The organism is Curtobacterium sp. MCPF17_031 (assembly GCF_003234035.1).
GTDB lineage: Bacteria > Actinomycetota > Actinomycetes > Actinomycetales > Microbacteriaceae > Curtobacterium.
Genome location: NZ_QKSG01000002.1, coordinates 146,193 through 165,578, shown reverse-complemented (window position 1 = coordinate 165,578; position 19,386 = coordinate 146,193). Strand labels below are relative to the sequence as shown.

Sequence of the window (19,386 nt, the reverse complement as noted above, 5' to 3'; positions counted from 1 at the left end):
ACTACCGGTAGACTGGCGAGTCGGGCATGGTCCCGAAATCCGTCGGGCACCGTCCCGCACCCTCGGGCCGGTCCCGAATCCCTTCGGGACGAGCCTGAGAACCCTTCGGGACCGGCCCGAACCCCGGGCACTCGCCCGATCATCTTCCGAACACAAAAGGATGTCCTGTATGGCGCTCGCCACTCGGTCCGACCTGCGCAACGTCGCCATCGTGGCACACGTCGACCACGGCAAGACCACCCTCGTCGACGCGATGCTGACGCAGACCAACTCGTTCGACGCCCACTTCGAGGGCGAAGACCGCATGATGGACTCGAACGACCTCGAGCGCGAGAAGGGCATCACCATCCTCGCGAAGAACACCTCGGTGCTCTACAACGGGAAGCACGCAGAGGAGTTCAACCCCGGCGGCCGCATCACGATCAACGTGATCGACACCCCGGGCCACGCCGACTTCGGTGGTGAGGTCGAGCGCGGCCTCTCCATGGTCGACGGTGTCGTCCTGCTCGTCGACGCGTCCGAGGGCCCGCTGCCCCAGACGCGCTTCGTGCTCCGCAAGGCGCTCGCCGCCAAGCTCCCGGTGATCCTGCTCGTCAACAAGACGGACCGTCCGGACTCGCGCATCGACGAGGTCGTCTCGGAGAGCCAGGACCTGCTCCTCGGTCTCGCCTCCGACATGTCGGATGAGGTCGACGACCTCGACCTCGACGCGATCCTCGACGTGCCGGTGGTCTACGCCTCCGGCCGCAACGGTGCCGCGTCGCGCAACAAGCCCGAAGACGGCACGCTGCCCGACAACGACGACCTCGAGCCGCTCTTCGAAGCGATCCTCCAGCACGTCCCGGCCCCGACGTACGACGACGAGCACCCGCTGCAGGCGCACGTCACGAACCTCGACGCGTCGCCGTTCCTCGGTCGCCTCGCGCTCCTGCGCATCTTCCACGGCGAGATGAAGAAGGGCCAGACGGTCGCGTGGGTCAAGCACGACGGCACCGTCGTCAACGCCCGCATCACCGAGCTCCTCATCACCAAGGCGCTCAGCCGGTTCCCGGCCGAGTCCGCAGGCCCCGGTGACATCGTCGCCGTCGCCGGGTTCGACACGATCACCATCGGTGAGACCCTGTCCGACCCCGAGGACGTCCGTCCGCTGCCGACCATCACGGTCGACGCCCCGGCGATCTCGATGACGATCGGCACCAACACCTCGCCGCTCGTCGGCAAGGTCAGGGGCCACAAGCTCACGGCCCGCATGGTCAAGGAGCGCCTGGACCGCGAACTCGTCGGCAACGTCTCGCTCAAGGTCGTCGACATCGGCCGCCCGGACGCCTGGGAAGTCCAGGGCCGTGGTGAGCTCGCGCTCGCCATCCTGGTCGAGCAGATGCGTCGTGAGGGCTTCGAGCTCACCGTCGGCAAGCCGCAGGTCGTCACCAGGCGTGACGAGAACGGCAAGCTGCAGGAGCCGTACGAGCACATGACGATCGACACGCCGGAGGAGCACCTCGGCGCCATCACCCAGCTCATGGCAGCCCGCAAGGGACGCATGGAGAACATGGTGAACCACGGCACCGGCTGGATCCGCATGGAGTTCATCGTGCCGTCGCGTGGCCTCATCGGCTTCCGCACGTCCTTCCTCACGGAGACCCGCGGCACCGGCATCGCCAACGCGATCTTCCACGGCTACGACGAGTGGGCCGGCGCGATCCAGACCCGCATCAACGGCTCGATCGTCTCCGACCGCTCCGGTGTGGTCACCCCGTTCGCCATCACGAACCTCCAGGAACGGATGTCGTTCTTCGTCAACCCGACCGAAGAGGTCTACGAGGGCATGGTCATCGGTGAGAACTCGCGCGCCGACGACATGGACGTGAACATCACCAAGGAGAAGAAGCTCACCAACATGCGGTCGGCCAACGCCGACACCTTCGAGTCGATGACGCCGTCCCGGCAGCTGTCGCTCGAGGAATGCCTCGAGTTCGCCCGCGAGGACGAGTGCGTCGAGGTCACCCCGGACGCGGTCCGCATCCGCAAGGTCGAGCTGGACGCTTCGGCTCGCCAGCGGTCCTACGCGCGCCTCAAGCGCCAGGACGCGTAAGCAGAACCACCCGGGAGGCCCGTCCTCCCTCCCACGGCCCGGTCACCGCTCGCAGGTGGCCGGGCCGTCGGCGTCGGGAGATACGGTGGACCGGTGACTCTCGACCTGCTCTCGATCTACCAGGACCTGCACGCCCACCCGGAGCTCGGCTTCCAGGAGCACCGCACCGCGGGCGTCGTCGTCGACCGGCTGACCGAGATCGGCGGCATCACGGTCACCACGGGCGTCGGCGGGACGGGTGTGGTCGGGGTCCTCGAGAACGGTGACGGTCCGGTCGTCTGGCTCCGGGCCGACATGGACGGGTTGCCCGTGCAGGAGCGCACCGGTCTGCCCTACGCCAGCACCGACCGCGCGACGGACGAGGACGGCAACGAGGGGCCGACCATGCATGCCTGCGGTCACGACATCCACGTGACGTGGCTGCTCGGTGCACTCGAGCGTCTGGTCGGGACCACCGCGGACTGGAGCGGCACCGTCGTCGCGGTGTTCCAGCCGGCGGAAGAGGTCATCTCCGGTGCCCGCGCGATGATCGACGACGGCCTCGTGGAGCGCTTCCCGACGCCCGCCGTGGTCCTCGGGCAGCACTCGGCCCCGGCCCCGGTCGGCGTGGTCGCCGTGGGGTCCGGTGCCGTGATGGCGTCGAGCGACCGCTTCACCGTGACGTTCAATGGTCGTGGCGCCCACGGCTCCGCTCCACAGGCGTCTCTCGACCCGATCGTCACGGCGGCCTCGGCGGTGGTCCGGCTGCAGACGGTCGTCTCGCGCGAGGTCGGGCCGAGCGACGCCGGCGTCGTCACGGTGGGCTCCTTCCACGCCGGGACCCGACCGAACATCATCCCGGACACCGCGGTCATCGAGATCTCCACACGGGCGCGCAACGAGGAGACCCGGGCGCGGATCGTCGCCTCGATCGAGCGGATCGTCCGGGCCGAGAGCGATGCCGGGGGTCTGGCTGCCCCGACGATCGAGCGCGCACCGGGTGCCGACGTCCTGGTGAACGACGCCGAGCAGGCCGCGGTCGTCCTCGAGGCCGTGCGTGCCGTCGTGCCGCACGCGGTCGACGTGGAGTCCGGCCTGGCGATGGCGTCGGAGGACGTCGGACAGCTCGCCACCGCCGCCGGAGCACCGATCGTGTACTGGTTCACGGGCATCTCCGACCCGGAACTGTTCCGTCGCGGCGAGGACGTCCCGAGCAACCACTCGCCGTTCTACGCGCCGCAGGCCGACTCCGCGATCCCCGTCGGGGTCGACGCCCTCGTCGCCGCGGCCCGCGCGTCGCTCGGCTGACGAGCGCGCCTGTCCCGGTGCGCTCGTCCGGCGTGCTCGCCCGGCGTACGTGCCTGGCGCGCGTGCCTGGCGCGCGTGCCTGGCGCGCGTGCCCCCAGTGCGGGTGATCTCCCAGCCGATGCTCGACCAGTCCGGCATCGGGGCGGTTACGGTACCGGCATGCGTCACCCGATCCGCACCTCCCTCACCGCCGCCGTCGCTGCCGGCGTCGCCCTCGCCGGACTGAGCGGCTGCTCGGCCGAGAGCCTGACGCAGGCCACGGACCTCGGTTCCTCGATGGCGTCGAGCGTGTCCCGGACCGTGCACGGCATCGACGGTGCCGCGATCCAGCAGGGCATGGCGAAGGTCGCGGGCGGCATCGACGGCGCGCTCGACACCGCCCTCAAGGGCACGAGGGTGACGAGCGACGGCCAGGTGCCCGCGGGCTTCCCGTCCTCGGCCGTCCCGCTCGTCGACGGCACCGTGCTGGGCGGTGGCGCGGGACCCGCCGACTCCGGGTGGGTCGTGCAGGTCCGCGCGTCCTCGGTCGACGACTTCGCCCGGGCAGCGCAGCAGCTGGCGGACGCCGGCTTCACGAAGTCGGCCGAGCGGGCCGACTCCTCGAGTGCCTTCGGTCTGTTCCGGAGCGACGACCACCGCGTCGTCGTGACGTTCTCGACCGACAGCGGCGGCGGGGCCACCGCGACCTACATCGTCACACCCCGCTGACACCCGGCGGCCCGACGGCGTCCCGTACGCTTGCAGGCGATGTCCACGGTCACACGCCCTGAGCGCGTCCTCTTCGTCCACGCGCACCCCGACGACGAGACGCTCGCGTCCGGCGGCACCATCGCGACGCTGCTCGAACTCGGCGCCCACGTGACCGTCCTGACGGCGACCCGCGGGGAGCGCGGCGAGATGCTCACGAGCGAGCTCGCCCCGATGGCCGGCGACGGCCTCCGGGTCGCCGCGCACCGTGAGACCGAGATCGCCGCCGCGCTGGCAGCACTGGGCGGCCCCGCGCACCTCTGGCTCGGCGGTCCAGGAGCCCGGCCCACGGACCTCCCGGCACGGCGGTACACGGACTCGGGCATGCAGTGGGGTCCGGACGGCCGCGCCACCTCGGCCGGTGACGCTCCGGAGGACTCGCTGACCCGCGCGGACCTGGGCGAGGTCGTCGACGACGTCCGCGCCGCCATCCGCTCGACCGGCGCCGACGCGGTGGTCAGCTACGGCGACGACGGCGGCTACGGGCACCCGGACCACCTCCGCATCCACGCCGCCGCCCGCTACGCGGCGAGGGCCGAGGAGGTCCCGTTCTCGATGATCGTGGACGCCGACTCCGGGCTGGCGGACCTCACCGTCGACGTGCGCCCGGTGCGCGGCCGGGTCCGGGCAGCACTCGAGCAGTACCGCAGCCAGGTCGCGGTCGACCCCGCCGACCCGCAGGACCCCTCGTCGCTGTCGTACGTCATGCCGCACGGCGTCCGGCACCAGGTGCCGGCGCTCGAGGCCTTCCGCCACGACGCGCCCCCGGTCCCCGTCGCCCCGCAGACCTACGCCGAGATGTCCGGTCAGGGGAAGGCCACCGCGGTCGTCGTGGCCGCCGTGGTCGGCGTCCTCGTCGGTGCCCTCGGCACGATCACGCACCAGCAGACCGTCGAGATCGGCTCGTGGAGCACTGCGCCGATCGGCATGGTCCTGACCACCCTCATCGTGATCGGCATCGTCGTCGGCGTCCGCCTGCTGTACCGATCGCGACTGCTCGTCGCTGCGGCCGGCATCGGGATCATCCTGGCCACCCAGGTGCTCGTCGCCGTGGCCGGAGCGACCTCCCCGCTGGTCCTGGCGAACCCCGCGGGCTACTTCTGGACGTTCGGGCCGGCGGTCGTCGCCATGCTCGTGCTCGCCTGGCCCGACCTGACCGGGCTCCGTGCGCAGGGACCGACGGACGGGCAGCGGCCGACGGACGGGCAGCGACCGAAGGACGGGCAGCGACCGACGGACGGCGAGCGGTCCGTGGTCGCAGCCCCGCACGAGTAGGCTGGCAGTCGCTCAACCCCCGGAAGGGAGCACTCGCTCGTGACCTACGTGATCGCCCAGCCCTGTGTCGACGTCAAGGACCGCGCGTGCATCGACGAATGCCCCGTGGACTGCATCTACGAGGGCGACCGGTCGCTGTACATCCACCCGGACGAGTGCGTCGACTGCGGTGCCTGCGAGCCGGTCTGCCCGGTCGAGGCCATCTACTACGAGGACGACCTCCCCGAGCAGTGGGCCGACTACTACAAGGCCAACGTCGAGTTCTTCTCCGAGATCGGTTCGCCCGGCGGTGCGGCCAAGGTCGGCGTCATCCACGCTGACCACCCGGTCGTCATGGCGCAGCCGCGGGCCTGACCCGTGCCGCTCGACCTGCCCGACTTCCCCTGGGACCAGCTCGCGGTGTACAAGCAGCGTGCCACGGCGTACGACGGCGGGATCGTCGACCTCAGTGTCGGTTCGCCGGTCGACCCCACGCCTGACGTCGTCCGTCGCGCGCTGGCCGACGCCACCGATGCGCACGCCTACCCGCAAGTCGCCGGCACCCCGGCCCTCCGCGAGGCCATCGCCGCCTGGTACGGCCGGCGGCAGGGCGTCCAGCTGACCGCCGACCACGTCCTGCCGACCATCGGGTCGAAGGAGTTCATCGCGGGACTGGCGCTCTGGCTGGGCCTCGGCCCCGGTGACACGGTCGTGTTCCCGGAAGCGGCGTACCCGACCTACGAGCTCGGCGCAGCCCTCGTACGCGCCGACGCCCTGGCCGCCGACGATCCCGCCACCTGGCCGTCCAGCACGAAGCTCGTCTGGCTGAACTCCCCGGGCAACCCGGACGGGCGGGTGCTCTCGATCGAGCAGCTCCGCGCCGCCGTCGACCGGGCCCGCGAACTCGGTGCCGTCATCGTCGGTGACGAGTGCTACGCCGAACTCGGCTGGGACGCGCCGTACGACACCACGCCGACGCCGACGATCCTGGACCCGCGTGTGGTGGGGGACTCCTTCGACGGTGTCCTCAGCGTCTACTCGCTGTCGAAGCAGTCGAACCTCGCCGGCTACCGCGCAGCCTTCGTCGCCGGCGACCCGGTCCTGCTCGCGGACGTCCTGGCGATCCGCAAGCACACCGGCATGATGCCGCCGCTGCCGGTCCAGCAGGCGATGATCGTCGCGCTCGAGGACCAGACGCACGTCCAACAGCAGAAGACCCGGTACCGCAACCGGCGGAACGTGCTCCGGACGGCATTCGAACGTGCCGGCTTCCGCATCGACGCCAGCGGCGCCGGACTGTACCTCTGGGCGACCCGAGACGAGCCCGCGCTCGACACCGTCGCGTGGCTCGCCGAGCACGGCATCCTCGTCGCCCCGGGCACGTTCTACGGGGCGGCCGGCGCCCGACACGTGCGCGTCGCGCTGACCGCGACCGACGACCGGATCGCCGCCGCAGCCCAGCGTCTCGCCAGCGCGGGCCGGGTCGCGAACGGCTGACGGGCCTCCCGGACGAACACCCGCCCACCCGCGACGCGTCCGCGCAACAGTGGTTCCACACCAACTCCGGAGCCGCTGCATGTACCCGAGCGACAGTCGCCGCGATTAGGCTGTCCAGCGTGACTGACACTGCCAACGACGCTCAGAAGACGGCCACACCGCCCACGACGCCCGTCCCCGTGAGCCCCGGTGCCGAACAGGCGACCGAGACGGCCACGTTGACGTTCCCGGGGGGAACGGCGGAGTTCCCGATCCTGCAGAGCGTCGACGGCGCCTCCACGATCGACATCTCGTCGCTCAAGAAGCAGACCGGGCTGAACACGCTCGACTACGGCTTCGTGAACACCGGGGCCACCAAGAGCGCGATCACCTACATCGACGGCGACCAGGGGATCCTCCGCTACCGCGGCTACCCGATCGCCGAGGTCGCAGCGAACTGCACGTTCCTCGAGGTCGCCTGGCTCCTCATCTACGGCGAGCTGCCGACCCCGAGTGAGCTCGAGGCGTTCGACAGCCGGATCCGCCGCCACACCCTGTTGCACGAGGACCTCCGGCGCCTGTTCGACGCGCTGCCGCACTCGGCGCACCCGATGTCCGTGCTGTCCAGTGCGGTCAGCGCCCTGTCGACGTACTACGAGGACGACATGGACGTCGACGATCCCGAGAAGGTCGAACTGCAGACCGTCCGGCTCCTCGCCAAGCTCCCGGTCATCGCCGCGTACGCGCACAAGAAGGCGATCGGTCAGGCGTTCCTCTACCCGGACAACAGCCTGTCCTTCGTCGACAACTTCCTGCGGCTGAACTTCGGCACGATGGCCGAGCCGTACGAGCCGAACCCGGTGCTCTCGAAGGCCCTCGACCGACTGCTCATCCTGCACGAGGACCACGAGCAGAACGCCTCCACCTCGACCGTCCGGCTGGTCGGCTCGACCAAGGCGAACATGTTCGCGTCGATCTCGGCCGGCATCAACGCCCTCTACGGTCCGCTGCACGGCGGCGCGAACGAAGCCGTCCTCGAGATGCTCCAGCAGATCAAGGACTCCGGCGAGCCCGTGACGCGCTTCGTCGAGCGGGTGAAGAACAAGGAGCGCGGGGTGAAGCTCATGGGCTTCGGACACCGCGTCTACAAGAACTACGATCCCCGAGCGAAGCTCGTCAAGGAGTCCGCGGACGAGGTCCTCGAGGCACTCGGCGTGCAGGACGACCTGCTCGACATCGCGAAGGAACTCGAGCAGATCGCACTCGAGGACGAGTACTTCGTCAGCCGCAAGCTCTACCCGAACGTCGACTTCTACACCGGCATCATCTACAAGGCGATGGGCTTCCCGCCGCGGATGTTCACGGTGCTGTTCGCCATCGGTCGGCTGCCCGGCTGGATCGCGCAGTGGCGCGAACTGAACAACGACCCGCTGAACAAGATCGGGCGCCCGCAGCAGCTGTACGTGGGGTACCCGGAGCGGCACGTGCCGCAGCGCTGACGCGCCCGTCGGTCCGCTCGCCTCCGGAGGGGTGGGCGTGACCGCCTGGAGGCCCGGAGCCGGTCTCGTGGACCGGCGCCGGGCCTCCAAGCATGTCCGCACACGTCCGCACACGTCCGCGTTCGGGTCTTTCGGGTCCAGCGGGTCGGGCGGGTCGCTCGCGTCGTGCGGGTCCCGCGTGTCGCGGGCGACGCGCGTGTCCGCGCCGTGCCCGGGTGGATCGCGCCGTCCGTGTCCCGTCCTCCCGCCGCCGCCGCCGCCGAGCGGGCGGAACGGTGCGGTCACGCGGCGGCCCACCCTGGCCTTCCGCCCGTTCGCGCCCGAACAGAGCTCGGCCCGTCGAGCTCGGCCGCCCCGGAGTGCTCTTCGCCGCGCCCGAGCGGGCTCGACCGCTCGGGCGAGCGCGAGCGGGCGCAAACGCGCGGTTGTTCCGCGAGAGCACCTGGTCTTCCGCCCGCTCGTCGGACGTGCGGGTCCAGCGGGTGGGTCGGGCGACGGCGTGGAGGCCCGGTGCGGTGCTCGTGGACCGGCACCGGCCCCCGGTGCCCCGGTCGCGAGCGGGCGGAACTCCGCGGACGTCCGTCGCCGCAGCCTGGTGTTCCGCCCGCTCGTCGGACGTGCGGGTCCAGCAGGTGGGTGGTGCGACGGCCTGGAGGCCCGGTGCGGTGCTCGTGGACCGGCACCGGCCCCCGGCGCCTCGGTTGCGAGCGGGCGGATCTCCGTGGACGTCCGTCGCCGCAGCCTGGTGTTCCGCCCGCTCAGCCGTTCGTCGGGCTGATCGCGTGCGTGGCCGCCGGGGCGGCGGACCGGCGCGGACCGGACTGGGCGGCGGAGCCGACCGGACCGGACCCGACCGGACTGGGCGGCGGACCGGAGCCGAGGACCAGAGCGAGCGGAGCCCGAGCCCGGGCCCGGTCCCGGTCCCGTCTCCGCGGTGACCTGCAACTCCCTGCGACGCAGTGGAGGCCCGTCACCCGTCCGACGGACGGGTGACGGGCCTCCTGGCTGGTCGCGCCGGTACGCGCGTGTCAGGCGTGCAGCGCGGTGTTCAGCTGGATCCCCTCGCCCTTCCGCTGCAGCGCCTCGACCGCCCCGGTCAGGGAGTTGCGGCGGAACAGGACGTTCGGCGCGTCCGAGAGCTCGACGGCCTTCACGGTGCGGGGTGTGCCGTCCGGGTTCGGTGCGGCGCCGACCAGGACGACCTTCGTGCCGGCGGTGACGTAGAGTCCGGACTCGACCACGGAGTCGTCACCGAGCGAGATCCCGAGCCCGGCGTTCGCGCCGAGCAGGGCACGTGCTCCGAGCCGCACGCGGTGGGTGCCACCGCCGGAGAGCGTGCCCATGATCGACGCGCCGCCGCCGATGTCGGTGCCCTCGCCGACGACGACGCCCTGCGAGACACGTCCCTCGATCATCGCCTCGCCGAGGGTGCCGGCGTTGAAGTTGACGAAGCCCTCGTGCATGACGGTGGTGCCCGGTGCCAGGTGGGCGCCGAGTCGGACCCGGTTGGCGTCGCCGATGCGGACGCGGTCCGGCACGACGTAGTCGACCAGCCGCGGGAACTTGTCGATCGCGTGCACGGCGATCCCGGCGCGCTGCAGGGTCGGCCGCAGCCGGGCGAGCGTCTCGGGGAGCACCGGGCCGGCGTTCGTCCACGCGACGATCGGCAGGTGGCCGAAGACGCCGTCGAGGGAGATCTCGTTCGGCCGCACGTGCAGGTGGCTGAGCAGGTGCAGGCGGAGGTAGGCGTCCGGGGTGCTCGCGGGCGCGTCGTCGATGGCGATCTCGACGGTGACGGTCTCGATCCGGACGTCACGGCGCGGGTCGTCACCGGCGGCCGCGACGAGCTCGTCGGGGACGGTCGCGTCGGTGGGCACCCGGCCGAGGTGCGTCGTCGGGAACCAGGTGTCGAGCACGGTGCCGTCAGAGGCGATCGTCGCGAGGCCGTGGCCCCACGCGTGCGAGGCGCGGGAGTTGTCGGAGGTGTCGGGCTGCGGGGTCGTCTCGGTCACCCTCCGAGGGTAGCGAGCAGCCACCTCCGGAGACCGTCCACCCGGACTCCTGTGGAGAACTGCCGACCTGCGGGGAACGATCGGTAGGCTGCCCGCATGCCGCAGCCGCTCGACCTCTCCGCCTCGTCCATCGACATCACCCGCGCGATCTGCGACATCGAATCGGTGTCCGGCAACGAAGGTGCCCTCGCCGACGCGATCGAAGCCGCCCTGGCCCCGCTCGAGCACCTCGACGTGGTCCGCGACGGGGACGCCGTCGTCGCCCGCACGCAGCTCGGTCGCGCACGTCGCGTGGTGATCGCCGGGCACATCGACACCGTGCCGCTCAACGACAACCTGCCGACGGAGTTCCGCACCGCCGACGACGGCACCGAGATCCTCTGGGGGCGCGGGACGGTCGACATGAAGGCCGGCTGCGCGGTGCAGCTCAAGCTCGCGGTCGACCTCGTCGCGCCGAACGTCGACGTGACGTGGGTCTTCTACGACCACGAAGAGGTCAGCGACGCGCTGAACGGCCTCGGTCGTCTGGCCCGCACGCGGCCCGAACTGCTCGCCGGCGACTTCGCGATCCTGGGGGAGCCGTCGGGGGCGCAGATCGAGGGTGGCTGCAACGGCAACCTGCGCGCCGAGGTCCGCACGTCCGGCAAGCGCTCCCACAGTGCGCGCAGCTGGATCGGCGACAACGCGATCCACAAGACCGCCCCGATCCTGGCCACCCTCGCCGCGTACGAGCCCCGCACGGTGACGGTGGACGGGCTCGAGTACCGCGAGGGTCTGAACGCCGTGGGCATCTCGGGCGGCATCGCCGGCAACGTGATCCCCGACGAGGCGATGGTGCACGTGAACTACCGCTTCGCGCCGTCGCGCTCGGCGGAAGAGGCCGTCGCGCACATCCGTGAGCTCTTCGACGGCTACGACGTCACGATCGTGGACCTGGCAGCCGGCGCCCGCCCCGGCCTCGACGCCCCGCTGGCGCAGCAGTTCGTCGCGGCCGTCGGCGGTCCGGCGCCGCGGCCGAAGTACGGCTGGACCGACGTCGCCCGGTTCTCCGCGCTCGGCGTCCCGGCCGTGAACTACGGCCCCGGCGAGCCGGTCTTCGCGCACCACGACGACGAACAGGTCCCCGTCGCCCAGATCACGGCCGTCGAGGACGGGCTGCGGCGGTGGCTGACGGCGTGACCACCGCCTCGTCGGCCGTGCCCCGCGCACGGTCGCCGCGAGCGGGGCGGTCGTGGGTGGTCGTCCGGTGGCGGCTGCTGCCGTGGTGGCTGCGGATCACCGTCGTCTACACGCTCTCGCGCGTCCTGACGACGGCGCTGATGTCCGGCTTCGCGCGGATCCAGACCGCGAACTCGTTCACGGTGCAGCACCCGTCGTACCTGTCGTTCGCCTCGATCTGGGACGGCGCCTGGTACCGGGTGATCGCCGCGTCCGGCTACCCGTCGACGCTGCCGATCGACGCCGCCGGGCACGTGACCGAGAACGCGTGGGCGTTCATGCCCGCGTACCCGTTCACGGTCCGGGCACTCATGACGGTCACCGGCGCATCGTTCGAGTTCGTGGCCGTCGGAGTGTCGCTGCTCGCCGGCTGGGGCGCGGCCCTGGTCTTCCGGCGTCTGATGGGGCGCTTCCTCGACCCGGCCCGCGCGACCTTCGCCACGGTCCTGTTCTGCGTCGCTCCGGTCTCGGTGATGTTCCAGGTCGCCTACGCCGAGGCGATGGGCCTGCTGCTCCTGCTCGTCGCGTTGCTGCTCCTGGTGCAGCGGCGGTACTGGGCGATGCTGCCCGTGGTCCTGCTCCTCGGGATCACCCGTCCGACCGGTCTGGCGTTCGCCCTCCTGATGGGCCTGTTCGTGGTCGTCGGTGTGCTCCGTCCGGCCTGGCTCCGGATGCCCGAGCGGCTGACGGTGCGGACGGCCGTCGCCCCGGCGATCGTTGCCGTGGTGTCCGGACTGGTCGGTCTGGCTTGGCCCGCGATCGCCTGGGCCGCCACCGGTGTGCCCCGCGCGTACACCGACACCGAGCTCGCCTGGCGGTCGTCGTACATCGGCTGGGGGGAACTCGTGCCCTTCACCCCCTGGGTGCAGGGCTTCGGGTGGTGGTTCCACCAGCCGGCGGGCACGATCCTGCTGGTCGTGGTGCTGGCCGGCTTCGTCGCCGTGGTGTTCCAGCCAGCCGCTCGGCGCATCGGCCTGGAGCTCCGACTCTGGGGTGTCGCGTACCTGGTGTACCTGCTGGCGGTGTTCTTCCCGCAGTCCAGCACGTGGCGGATCCTGCTGCCGATCGCTCCGCTGCTCGGGGTCGTCGCGCTGCCCCGATCGCGGGTCTACCGGGTCGCGATGGTGGTCCTGGCGGTCGTCCTGCAGTGGACCTGGCTGTACTTCTGCTGGTGGGTGGACGGGTACGACTGGACGCCGCCGTGACGCTCAGGGTGCGCTCAGGGAGCACCCCCGACCTGGGCGGTTTCGCAGTCGTGCCTGTCTACGGGATAATGGCCCCTGTTCGTACTGCACGAAAGGGGACAATCTGATGGCAGCAATGAAGCCGAGGACCGGCGACGGGCCGATGGAGGCTGTCAAGGAGGGTCGACTCATCATCGTGCGGGTTCCGCTCGAGGGTGGAGGCCGCCTGGTGGTCTCGGTCAACGACGCCGAGGCCAAGGAACTCCACGACGCACTGGCAGAGGTCGTCTCGGCCTAGTTCGTCGACGCACCACCACGGAAGGTCCGGGACGCGTACGTCCCGGACCTTCCGTGCGTCCGGCATCGGCGGAGACCCGGTGGGGATGACTCGCCGGCCGAGACTCGATCGCGGAGACACGACCTGGAGGCTGTCGGTCCCGCCCGGCATGATGGTCACGTGCCCCGGGACCGCGTCCGCAACCTGCCGGTCCGCCGCATCGAGGAGTACCTCGACCCGGACCCGATGCCGCGCGACGACTGGCCGGCGACCCTGGCACCGGTCCGGCAGCTGCTCGACGAGGGGCTCGAACTCGGTCCCGTCACGGTGCTGGTCGGTGAGAACGGCGTCGGGAAGTCGACCCTGGTCGAGGCGATCGCACTGGCGTTCGGCATGGCGCCGGAGGGCGGATCGACCGGGTCCGGGCACTCGACACGACCGTCCGAGTCCGACCTGTGGGAACACATCCGCCTGGTTCGCGACTTCGGGGCAGCGCGCAGTGGGTTCTTCCTGCGTGCCGAGACCATGCACGGTTTCTTCACCTACCTGGAGCAGCACCCGAACCCGAGCCGCCCCGAGCCGCGGTTCCACGAGCGCAGCCACGGCGAGTCGTTCCTGGACTTCGTCATCGACCGGGCGCGGTGGCCCGGGCTGTGGCTGCTCGACGAACCGGAGTCGGCGCTGTCGTTCTCGGGCTGCCTGTCGCTGATCGCGCTCCTGCAGTCCATCGTCGAGGACGGTGTCGGTCAGGTGATCCTGTCGACGCACTCGCCGGTGCTCGCCGCGTTCCCGGACGCGACCGTCCTCGAGGTGGGGGAGTGGGGCATCCGGCAGCACGCCGTGCGACCTCGGCGAACCCGCGGGCGGCACGCCGTGCGGCCTCGGTCAGTCGGTGAGCTTCGTCATCTGCAGCAGCCCGTCGCCCGCGGGGGACAGGGCGCTGCGGACCGCACCGGAGGTGGACACCTCGGTCAGGAGCAGCCGGAAGTCGGTCGTCGCGCGGTCCCGCTTGACGGGGTCCGCGACCTTGCCGCGCCACAGGGCGTGCGGAACGAGCACGGTGCCACCGGTCTTCGCCAGCCGCAGGCCGTGCTCGACGTACTCGATGACGTGTTCCGGGTCGGCGTCGATGAGCACGACGTCGTACGAGGCGTCGTTCATCCGCGGCAGCACCTGCGCCGCGCGGCCCGGGATCAGTCGGACCCGTCCGGGCGCGGTGCCGGCGGCGATGAAGGCGTCCCGGGCGTCCTGCTGGTGGTCGATCTCGACGTCGATCGTCGTCAGGGTCGCATCGGGTGCACCCGCGAGCAGGTACAGCCCGGAGACGCCGAGCCCGGTGCCGATCTCGATGATGCTCGTCGCCCGCGAGGCGGCGGCGATCACGCTCATCTGCGCGCCGATGGCGGGTGAGACGGCTTCGACCCCGAGCTCGAGGGAGCGCTCACGGGCACGGGCGACACCGTCGGGTTCGGAGACGATGTCCTCCGCGAACTTCCAGTTCGAGTCTTTCTCTGACACGCACACTCCTCGTCGGTCAACTCTACGGGTGACTCGCCGACTCCACGCGTTAGGCTCGCTCCCGTGAACATCCAGCTCGACAAGATCCTGCTCATCGGGATCATCGCCGTGCTGTTGCTCGGGCCGCAGCGGTTGCCCGTGTACGCCCAGAAGCTCGCCGACTTCGTCAAGGCCGTCCGCCGGTTTGCGGACACCGCGAAGGACCGGATGCGCGAGGAGATGGGCCCCGACTTCGACGACGTGGACTGGCAGAAGCTGGACCCGCGTCAGTACGACCCGCGTCGGATCATCCGCGACGCCCTGCTCGACTCCCCGTCCGCCGGTGCCGAGGCGGCTGCGGCCGCGGCGACGGTGACTGCGTCGAAGGTCCGTGCGCCCGCGCCGATCGTGCCGCTGGCAGCCGGCGAGGCGGCACCGTACGACGCCGAATCGACCTGACGCAGCCCGGCCGCCTCACGACAGCGAGAGGCCGAGCCTCCGTCCGGCGAGGCCGCGCCCCATCGCGGTGAGCCGGTCGGCCACCGCGTCGAGCGCGACGGCTGCGGCGTCCGTCGGGTCACCCAGCACGACCGGGAGGCCCGCATCACCCCCGGCACGCAGCGGCACCGAGAGCGGCACCCGGCCGAGTACCGGCACGGGGGCGTCCTGCCCGCGGGAGAGCCGTCGGGCGGTCTCGTCGCCGCCGCCCTCGCCGAAGAGGTGCAGCACACTGCCGTCGGGTTGCACGAGTCCCGCCATGTTCTCGACGACGCCGATCACCCGCTGACCCGTCTGCCGGGCGACGATCCCGCTGCGCTCGGCGACGTCCGCCGCAGCAGCCTGTGGCGTGGTCACGACGAGGACCTCGGCGTGCGGCAGCAGCTGGCCGACGGAGATCGCCACGTCACCGGTGCCGGGCGGCATGTCGAGCAGGAGCACGTCGAGGTCGCCGAACCACACGTCGGACAGGAACTGGTTGACCGTCCGGTGCAGCATCGGCCCGCGCCAGGACACCGCGGTGGAGACGTCGTCGACGAACATGCCGATCGAGACGACCTTCACCTCGTGGGCGACCGGCGGCAGGATCATGCTGTCCACGCGGGTCGGGCGAGGCGCGACGCCGTGCTCGTCGGTGAGGCCCATCAGGCCCGGGATGCTGAAGCCGTGCACGTCGACGTCGACGATGCCGACCCGCTGCCCGCGACGAGCGAGGGCGACGGCCAGGTTCGCCGTCACCGTGGACTTGCCGACGCCGCCCTTGCCGCTCGTCACCGCGATCACCCTCGTCAGCGAGTCCGGCGTGAACTGGACGCCCTTCGGTCGGCCCGCCCGCAGCCGGTCGGTCAGGGCGGCCCGCTGCGCCGGCGACATCACGTCGACGTCGACCGCGACGCTCGTCACTCCAGGGACGGACGCCGCAGCGTCGTGCACGTCGCGTTCGATGGTGTCGGCAGCCGGACACCCCACGATCGTGAGTTGCAGGTCGACGCGCACCGAGCCTCCCGGCTGCACGTCGACCCCTCGGATCATGTCCAGCTCGGTCACGGGGCGGCGGATCTCGGGGTCGATGACGCGGCCGAGGGCAGCCAGGACCGCCGTGCCGAGCTGGTCCTCCGGCCGGGAGACGTCAGCCACGTGTCGCCGAACGGTCGTGGCCACGGTCGTGCCCCTGGCCCCGCGCGCGGTCCCGGTCTCGGTCGTCCAGGTCGTCGAGGTCCTCGTGCTCGCCGTCGCGGCGGTCGAGCTCCTCGAGCAGTGACCGCAGCTCGGCGCGGATGAAGTCCTTCGACGCCATGTCGCGCATCGCCAGGCGGAGTGCCACGACCTCGCGGGCGAGGTACTCGGTGTCTGCCAGGTTCCGCTCGGCCCGCTGCCGGTCCTGCTCGAACTGCACACGGTCTCGGTCGTCCTGGCGGTTCTGCGCGAGCAGGATCAGCGGCGCCGCGTACGAGGCCTGCAGTGAGAGCACGAGGGTGAGGGCGGTGAAGCCGATCGCCGCCGAGTCGAACTGCCACGACTTCGGCGACAGCGTGTTCCACCCCATCCAGAGCACGCAGAAGAGCGTCAGGCCGATGAGGAACCAGGGCGTGCCCATCGCACGGGCGATGCCCTCGGTGGCGCGACCGAACGCGTCCCCGCGCCCTCGGCGTCGGGTCGGCAGGACGCGGGTGCGCATGCCTTTCGGGGAGTCGAGACGTTCCTCGGGTCGTTCCCTGCGGTTCTCATCCGTGCGTGCCACGAGTCGTCCTCCTTCCCGAGGTCAGCGGTGCTCTGCGTGTCAGTGAGCGGGGGCGCGAGACCGCGCCCGGGTTGGCGTCGGCCTCGTCCTGACTCCGCCAGTCGTCCGGCAGGACGTGGTCGAGGACGTCGTCGATGGTCACCACCCCGACGAGTCGGTGGGCGTCGTCGACCACGGGGACGGACAGGAGGTTGTAGGTCGCCATCACGCGGGTCACCTCAGCGGCACTCGCGTCGACCTTGACCGGCTCGGTCTGCTGGTCGATCAGGGTGCCGAGGCGCTCGTTCGGCGGGTACCGGAGCATCCGCTGGAAGTGCACCAGGCCGAGGAAGCGGCCGGTCGGCGGCTCGTACGGCGGCAGCGTCACGCAGACCGCGGCCCCGAGCACCGGGGCCAGCTCGTGGCGCCGGATCAGGGCGAGGCCCTCGGCGACGGTCGAGTCGGCGGACAGGATCACCGGCTCGGTGGTCATCAGACCACCCGCGGTGTCCGGCTCGTACTCGAGCAGCATCCGGACGTCCTGCGCCTCTTCCGGCTCCATGAGCTCGAGGAGGGCTTCGCTGCGCTCCGCCGGCAGCTGCGCCAGCAGGTCGGCGGCGTCGTCGGGCTGCATCTGGTCGAGGACATCGGCGGCACGGGAGTCACGGAGCGCCGAGAGGATCTCGATCCGCTCCTGGTCCGGCATCTCCTCGAGGACGTCGGCCAGACGGTTGTCCGGCAGTTCCTCGGCGACCTCGAAGCGTCGCTCGGACGGCAGGTCGAGCAGGGTCGAGGCCAGGTCGGCGGGCACCAGGTCCGAGTAGGCGGCGATCACGTGTTCGGCCGACTGCGACTCACCCGGCAGCTCGTCCTCGGTGACCTCGTTCCAGGCGGCGAACGTCGTCGGGCCCTTGCCGAACGGCGACGGCGTGGTCTTCGGCTTGCGGAGGAAGAGCTGCGCGATCGACCAGTCGCCCTGCCCGTGGTCCTCGATCGCGACGTCCTCGATGGTCGCGCGGATCTGCTCCTTCTTGATGAGCACCTTGCGGCCGAGGATCTCCGCGATCACCCGGACCTCGCCACCGCGCTGCTCGAAGCGGCGCATGTTGACCAGGCCCGTCGTGATGACCTGCCCGGCGCCGATCGACGTGATCCGGCCGATGCTGACGAAGATCCGGCGCTTGCCGGGGACCTCGACGATCAACCCGACGACCTGCGGGGCGTCGACCCGGCGGTAGACGACCAGGACGTCCCGGACCCGACCCACCCGATCGCCCGCGGGGTCGAAGACGGAGCACCCGGCCAAGCGGGCGACGAAGACCTTCGAGGCGCTCACCCGTCCAGCGTAGTCGCTCGTCCCGGCGCGCTCGCCGCCCCTTCCCTGGTGGTTCTCGTGCGATCGCAAGGAGCCCGGTGGATGATGACTGTGTGAGCACTCAGAGCCCCTTCGGCGGCCGCACGGCACAGGCGTTCCCCACGCTGCCCCGCGGTGACGTCCTCGGCACCTACGACAGCTACCCGGAAGCACAGCGCGTGGTCGCGAAGCTCGCCGAAGCGGACTTCCCGGTCGCCAAGCTGGCCATCGTCGGGAACGACCTCAAGACCGTCGAGCGGGTCACCGGCAAGATGACCTACGGCCGCGCCGCCCTCGCGGGAGCGCTCTCCGGGCTCTGGCTCGGGTTCTTCTTCGGCATCGTCCTCACCCTCTTCTCACCGTCGGCCGGCGGGCTCTTCGCCGCCGCAGCGGTCATCGGTGCAGGCTTCGGCATGCTCTACGGCATCGTCTCCTTCGCCATCACGAAGCGACAGCGCGACTTCACGAGCGTCCACCAGGTCCTCGCCACGAACTACCAGATCGTCGTCGAGCCGGAGCTCTCCGGGCAGGCGCAGCGCATCCTCGGGCAGGCCGGCGCGATCCAGCACACGGCGTGGGACCAGCCGGGTGCTGGGAACCCGAAGCAAGGCGGACAGCCGGGGCAGTACGGGCAACAGGGCCAGCAGGGGCAGTACGGCCAGCAGGGTCAGGTCGGACAGCAGGGTCAGGTCGGCCAGCAGCCGTGGCGTCCCGGGGTCGGGCCGGGTGGTGCTCCGCAGGGCGGTCCCGGCCAGGGTGTGCCGACGCAGGGCCGTGCTCCGCAGTACGGCGAGTACGGCCAGCAGGGCCAGCAGGGGCAGCAGGGCTCGCCCTACGGCGGCCACGCCACGCCGCACCAGCAGCCGGGCACCGGCCAGCAGGCGGCACCGACGCCGGACGGCCGTCCCCGTTACGGCACCAACGACGGTCCCCGCTACGGGACGGACGACGACTCCGCTCGCCGGGCTCCCGCCGACGACGCTCGCCGCGACTCGACGGGAGGCCCGCGGTACGGCACCAACGACGGTGCCGCCCGCGACGCCTCCGGTGACCGCGGCGTGAACCCGCCACAGCGCCCCGAGGGTTCGGCGCAGCACGGCACGAACGACGGCCCCCGCTACGGCGAGCGGACCGCCGCTCCCGAGTCCGAGGAGCAGACGGGCGAGCGTGCGACGGTCGACACCGACCAGGCTCGTCGCGAGGACGAACGCGGTGACTGACCACCACCCGCGCTGACGAGGAGGGGCTCCCGGACCAGATGGTCCGGGAGC

17 protein-coding genes and 1 pseudogene are annotated in these 19,386 nt (G+C 71.3%); 13 read left to right on the top strand and 5 right to left on the bottom strand.

Going from position 1 to position 19,386, the window contains the following annotated elements; all coding sequences use genetic code 11:
• The first annotated feature begins 169 nt into the window (after positions 1 to 169).
• From typA to DEJ31_RS03760, 7 genes are all read left to right on the top strand, one after another.
• Positions 170 to 2,092, top strand: a complete 1,923-nt coding sequence (gene typA, locus DEJ31_RS03790; protein WP_110903279.1) for a translational GTPase TypA — start codon at positions 170 to 172, stop codon at positions 2,090 to 2,092.
• Between the two features lie 93 nt (positions 2,093 to 2,185).
• Positions 2,186 to 3,379, top strand: a complete 1,194-nt coding sequence (locus DEJ31_RS03785) for an amidohydrolase (RefSeq protein WP_111121237.1) — start codon at positions 2,186 to 2,188, stop codon at positions 3,377 to 3,379.
• Positions 3,380 to 3,538: 159 nt separating this feature from the next.
• Complete coding sequence (locus DEJ31_RS03780) at positions 3,539 to 4,087, top strand: hypothetical protein (protein ID WP_111121236.1); 549 nt, start codon at positions 3,539 to 3,541, stop codon at positions 4,085 to 4,087.
• A 39-nt stretch (positions 4,088 to 4,126) separates the two neighbouring features.
• Positions 4,127 to 5,401: a PIG-L family deacetylase gene (locus DEJ31_RS03775; RefSeq protein ID WP_111121235.1), complete on the top strand. Its 1,275-nt coding sequence runs from the start codon at positions 4,127 to 4,129 to the stop codon at positions 5,399 to 5,401.
• A gap of 39 nt (positions 5,402 to 5,440) precedes the next feature.
• On the top strand, positions 5,441 to 5,755 hold the full coding sequence (fdxA, locus tag DEJ31_RS03770; RefSeq protein WP_110903275.1) for a ferredoxin: 315 nt from the start codon (positions 5,441 to 5,443) through the stop codon (positions 5,753 to 5,755).
• A 3-nt stretch (positions 5,756 to 5,758) separates the two neighbouring features.
• Positions 5,759 to 6,877: a succinyldiaminopimelate transaminase gene (gene dapC, locus DEJ31_RS03765; protein ID WP_110903274.1), complete on the top strand. Its 1,119-nt coding sequence runs from the start codon at positions 5,759 to 5,761 to the stop codon at positions 6,875 to 6,877.
• Positions 6,878 to 7,056: 179 nt separating this feature from the next.
• A complete protein-coding gene (locus DEJ31_RS03760) occupies positions 7,057 to 8,355 on the top strand; it encodes a citrate synthase (protein ID WP_110903273.1) in 1,299 nt (432 codons plus the stop codon).
• 1,028 nt (positions 8,356 to 9,383) lie between these two features.
• On the opposite strand, the gene dapD is transcribed toward DEJ31_RS03760, so the two are convergent.
• On the bottom strand, positions 9,384 to 10,367 hold the full coding sequence (gene dapD / locus DEJ31_RS03755; RefSeq protein ID WP_110903272.1) for a 2,3,4,5-tetrahydropyridine-2,6-dicarboxylate N-succinyltransferase: 984 nt from the start codon (positions 10,365 to 10,367) through the stop codon (positions 9,384 to 9,386).
• A 96-nt stretch (positions 10,368 to 10,463) separates the two neighbouring features.
• Here dapD and dapE point away from each other — a divergent pair, with 96 nt between their 5' ends.
• The 4 genes and pseudogenes from dapE to DEJ31_RS17700 form a co-directional block, all read left to right on the top strand.
• Entirely contained in the window at positions 10,464 to 11,546 is a 1,083-nt protein-coding gene (dapE, locus tag DEJ31_RS03750; RefSeq protein WP_110903271.1) for a succinyl-diaminopimelate desuccinylase, read from the top strand.
• A complete protein-coding gene (locus DEJ31_RS03745; protein WP_258366130.1) occupies positions 11,543 to 12,790 on the top strand; it encodes a mannosyltransferase family protein in 1,248 nt (415 codons plus the stop codon). The genes dapE and DEJ31_RS03745 overlap by 4 nt, the downstream gene beginning before the upstream one ends.
• 106 nt (positions 12,791 to 12,896) lie before the next feature.
• Positions 12,897 to 13,067, top strand: coding sequence for a DUF3117 domain-containing protein (locus tag DEJ31_RS03740; RefSeq protein WP_017887054.1), 171 nt, complete (start codon positions 12,897 to 12,899; stop codon positions 13,065 to 13,067).
• Positions 13,068 to 13,292: 225 nt separating this feature from the next.
• A pseudogene (locus tag DEJ31_RS17700) lies at positions 13,293 to 13,520 on the top strand (AAA family ATPase); the annotation flags it as partial.
• Between the two features lie 411 nt (positions 13,521 to 13,931).
• Here DEJ31_RS17700 and DEJ31_RS03730 read toward each other — a convergent pair.
• A complete protein-coding gene (locus tag DEJ31_RS03730) occupies positions 13,932 to 14,564 on the bottom strand; it encodes an O-methyltransferase (RefSeq protein ID WP_110903388.1) in 633 nt (210 codons plus the stop codon).
• Positions 14,565 to 14,627: 63 nt separating this feature from the next.
• Here DEJ31_RS03730 and DEJ31_RS03725 point away from each other — a divergent pair, with 63 nt between their 5' ends.
• Positions 14,628 to 15,002: a twin-arginine translocase TatA/TatE family subunit gene (locus DEJ31_RS03725; protein ID WP_110903269.1), complete on the top strand. Its 375-nt coding sequence runs from the start codon at positions 14,628 to 14,630 to the stop codon at positions 15,000 to 15,002.
• Positions 15,003 to 15,017: 15 nt separating this feature from the next.
• Here the strand turns inward: DEJ31_RS03725 and DEJ31_RS03720 are convergent, their stop codons facing one another.
• The 3 genes from DEJ31_RS03720 to DEJ31_RS03710 are packed head-to-tail and all read right to left on the bottom strand — an operon-like array spanning position 15,018 to position 18,097.
• A complete protein-coding gene (locus tag DEJ31_RS03720) occupies positions 15,018 to 16,178 on the bottom strand; it encodes an Mrp/NBP35 family ATP-binding protein (protein ID WP_111044660.1) in 1,161 nt (386 codons plus the stop codon).
• On the bottom strand, positions 16,171 to 16,719 hold the full coding sequence (locus DEJ31_RS03715) for a DUF1003 domain-containing protein (protein ID WP_110903267.1): 549 nt from the start codon (positions 16,717 to 16,719) through the stop codon (positions 16,171 to 16,173). Before DEJ31_RS03715 ends, DEJ31_RS03720 begins: the two co-directional genes overlap by 8 nt.
• A gap of 46 nt (positions 16,720 to 16,765) precedes the next feature.
• On the bottom strand, positions 16,766 to 18,097 hold the full coding sequence (locus DEJ31_RS03710; RefSeq protein ID WP_110903266.1) for a magnesium transporter MgtE N-terminal domain-containing protein: 1,332 nt from the start codon (positions 18,095 to 18,097) through the stop codon (positions 16,766 to 16,768).
• Positions 18,098 to 18,189: 92 nt separating this feature from the next.
• Here DEJ31_RS03710 and DEJ31_RS16820 point away from each other — a divergent pair, with 92 nt between their 5' ends.
• Entirely contained in the window at positions 18,190 to 19,335 is a 1,146-nt protein-coding gene (locus DEJ31_RS16820; protein ID WP_146236700.1) for a general stress protein, read from the top strand.
• The last annotated feature ends 51 nt before the right edge of the window (positions 19,336 to 19,386 follow it).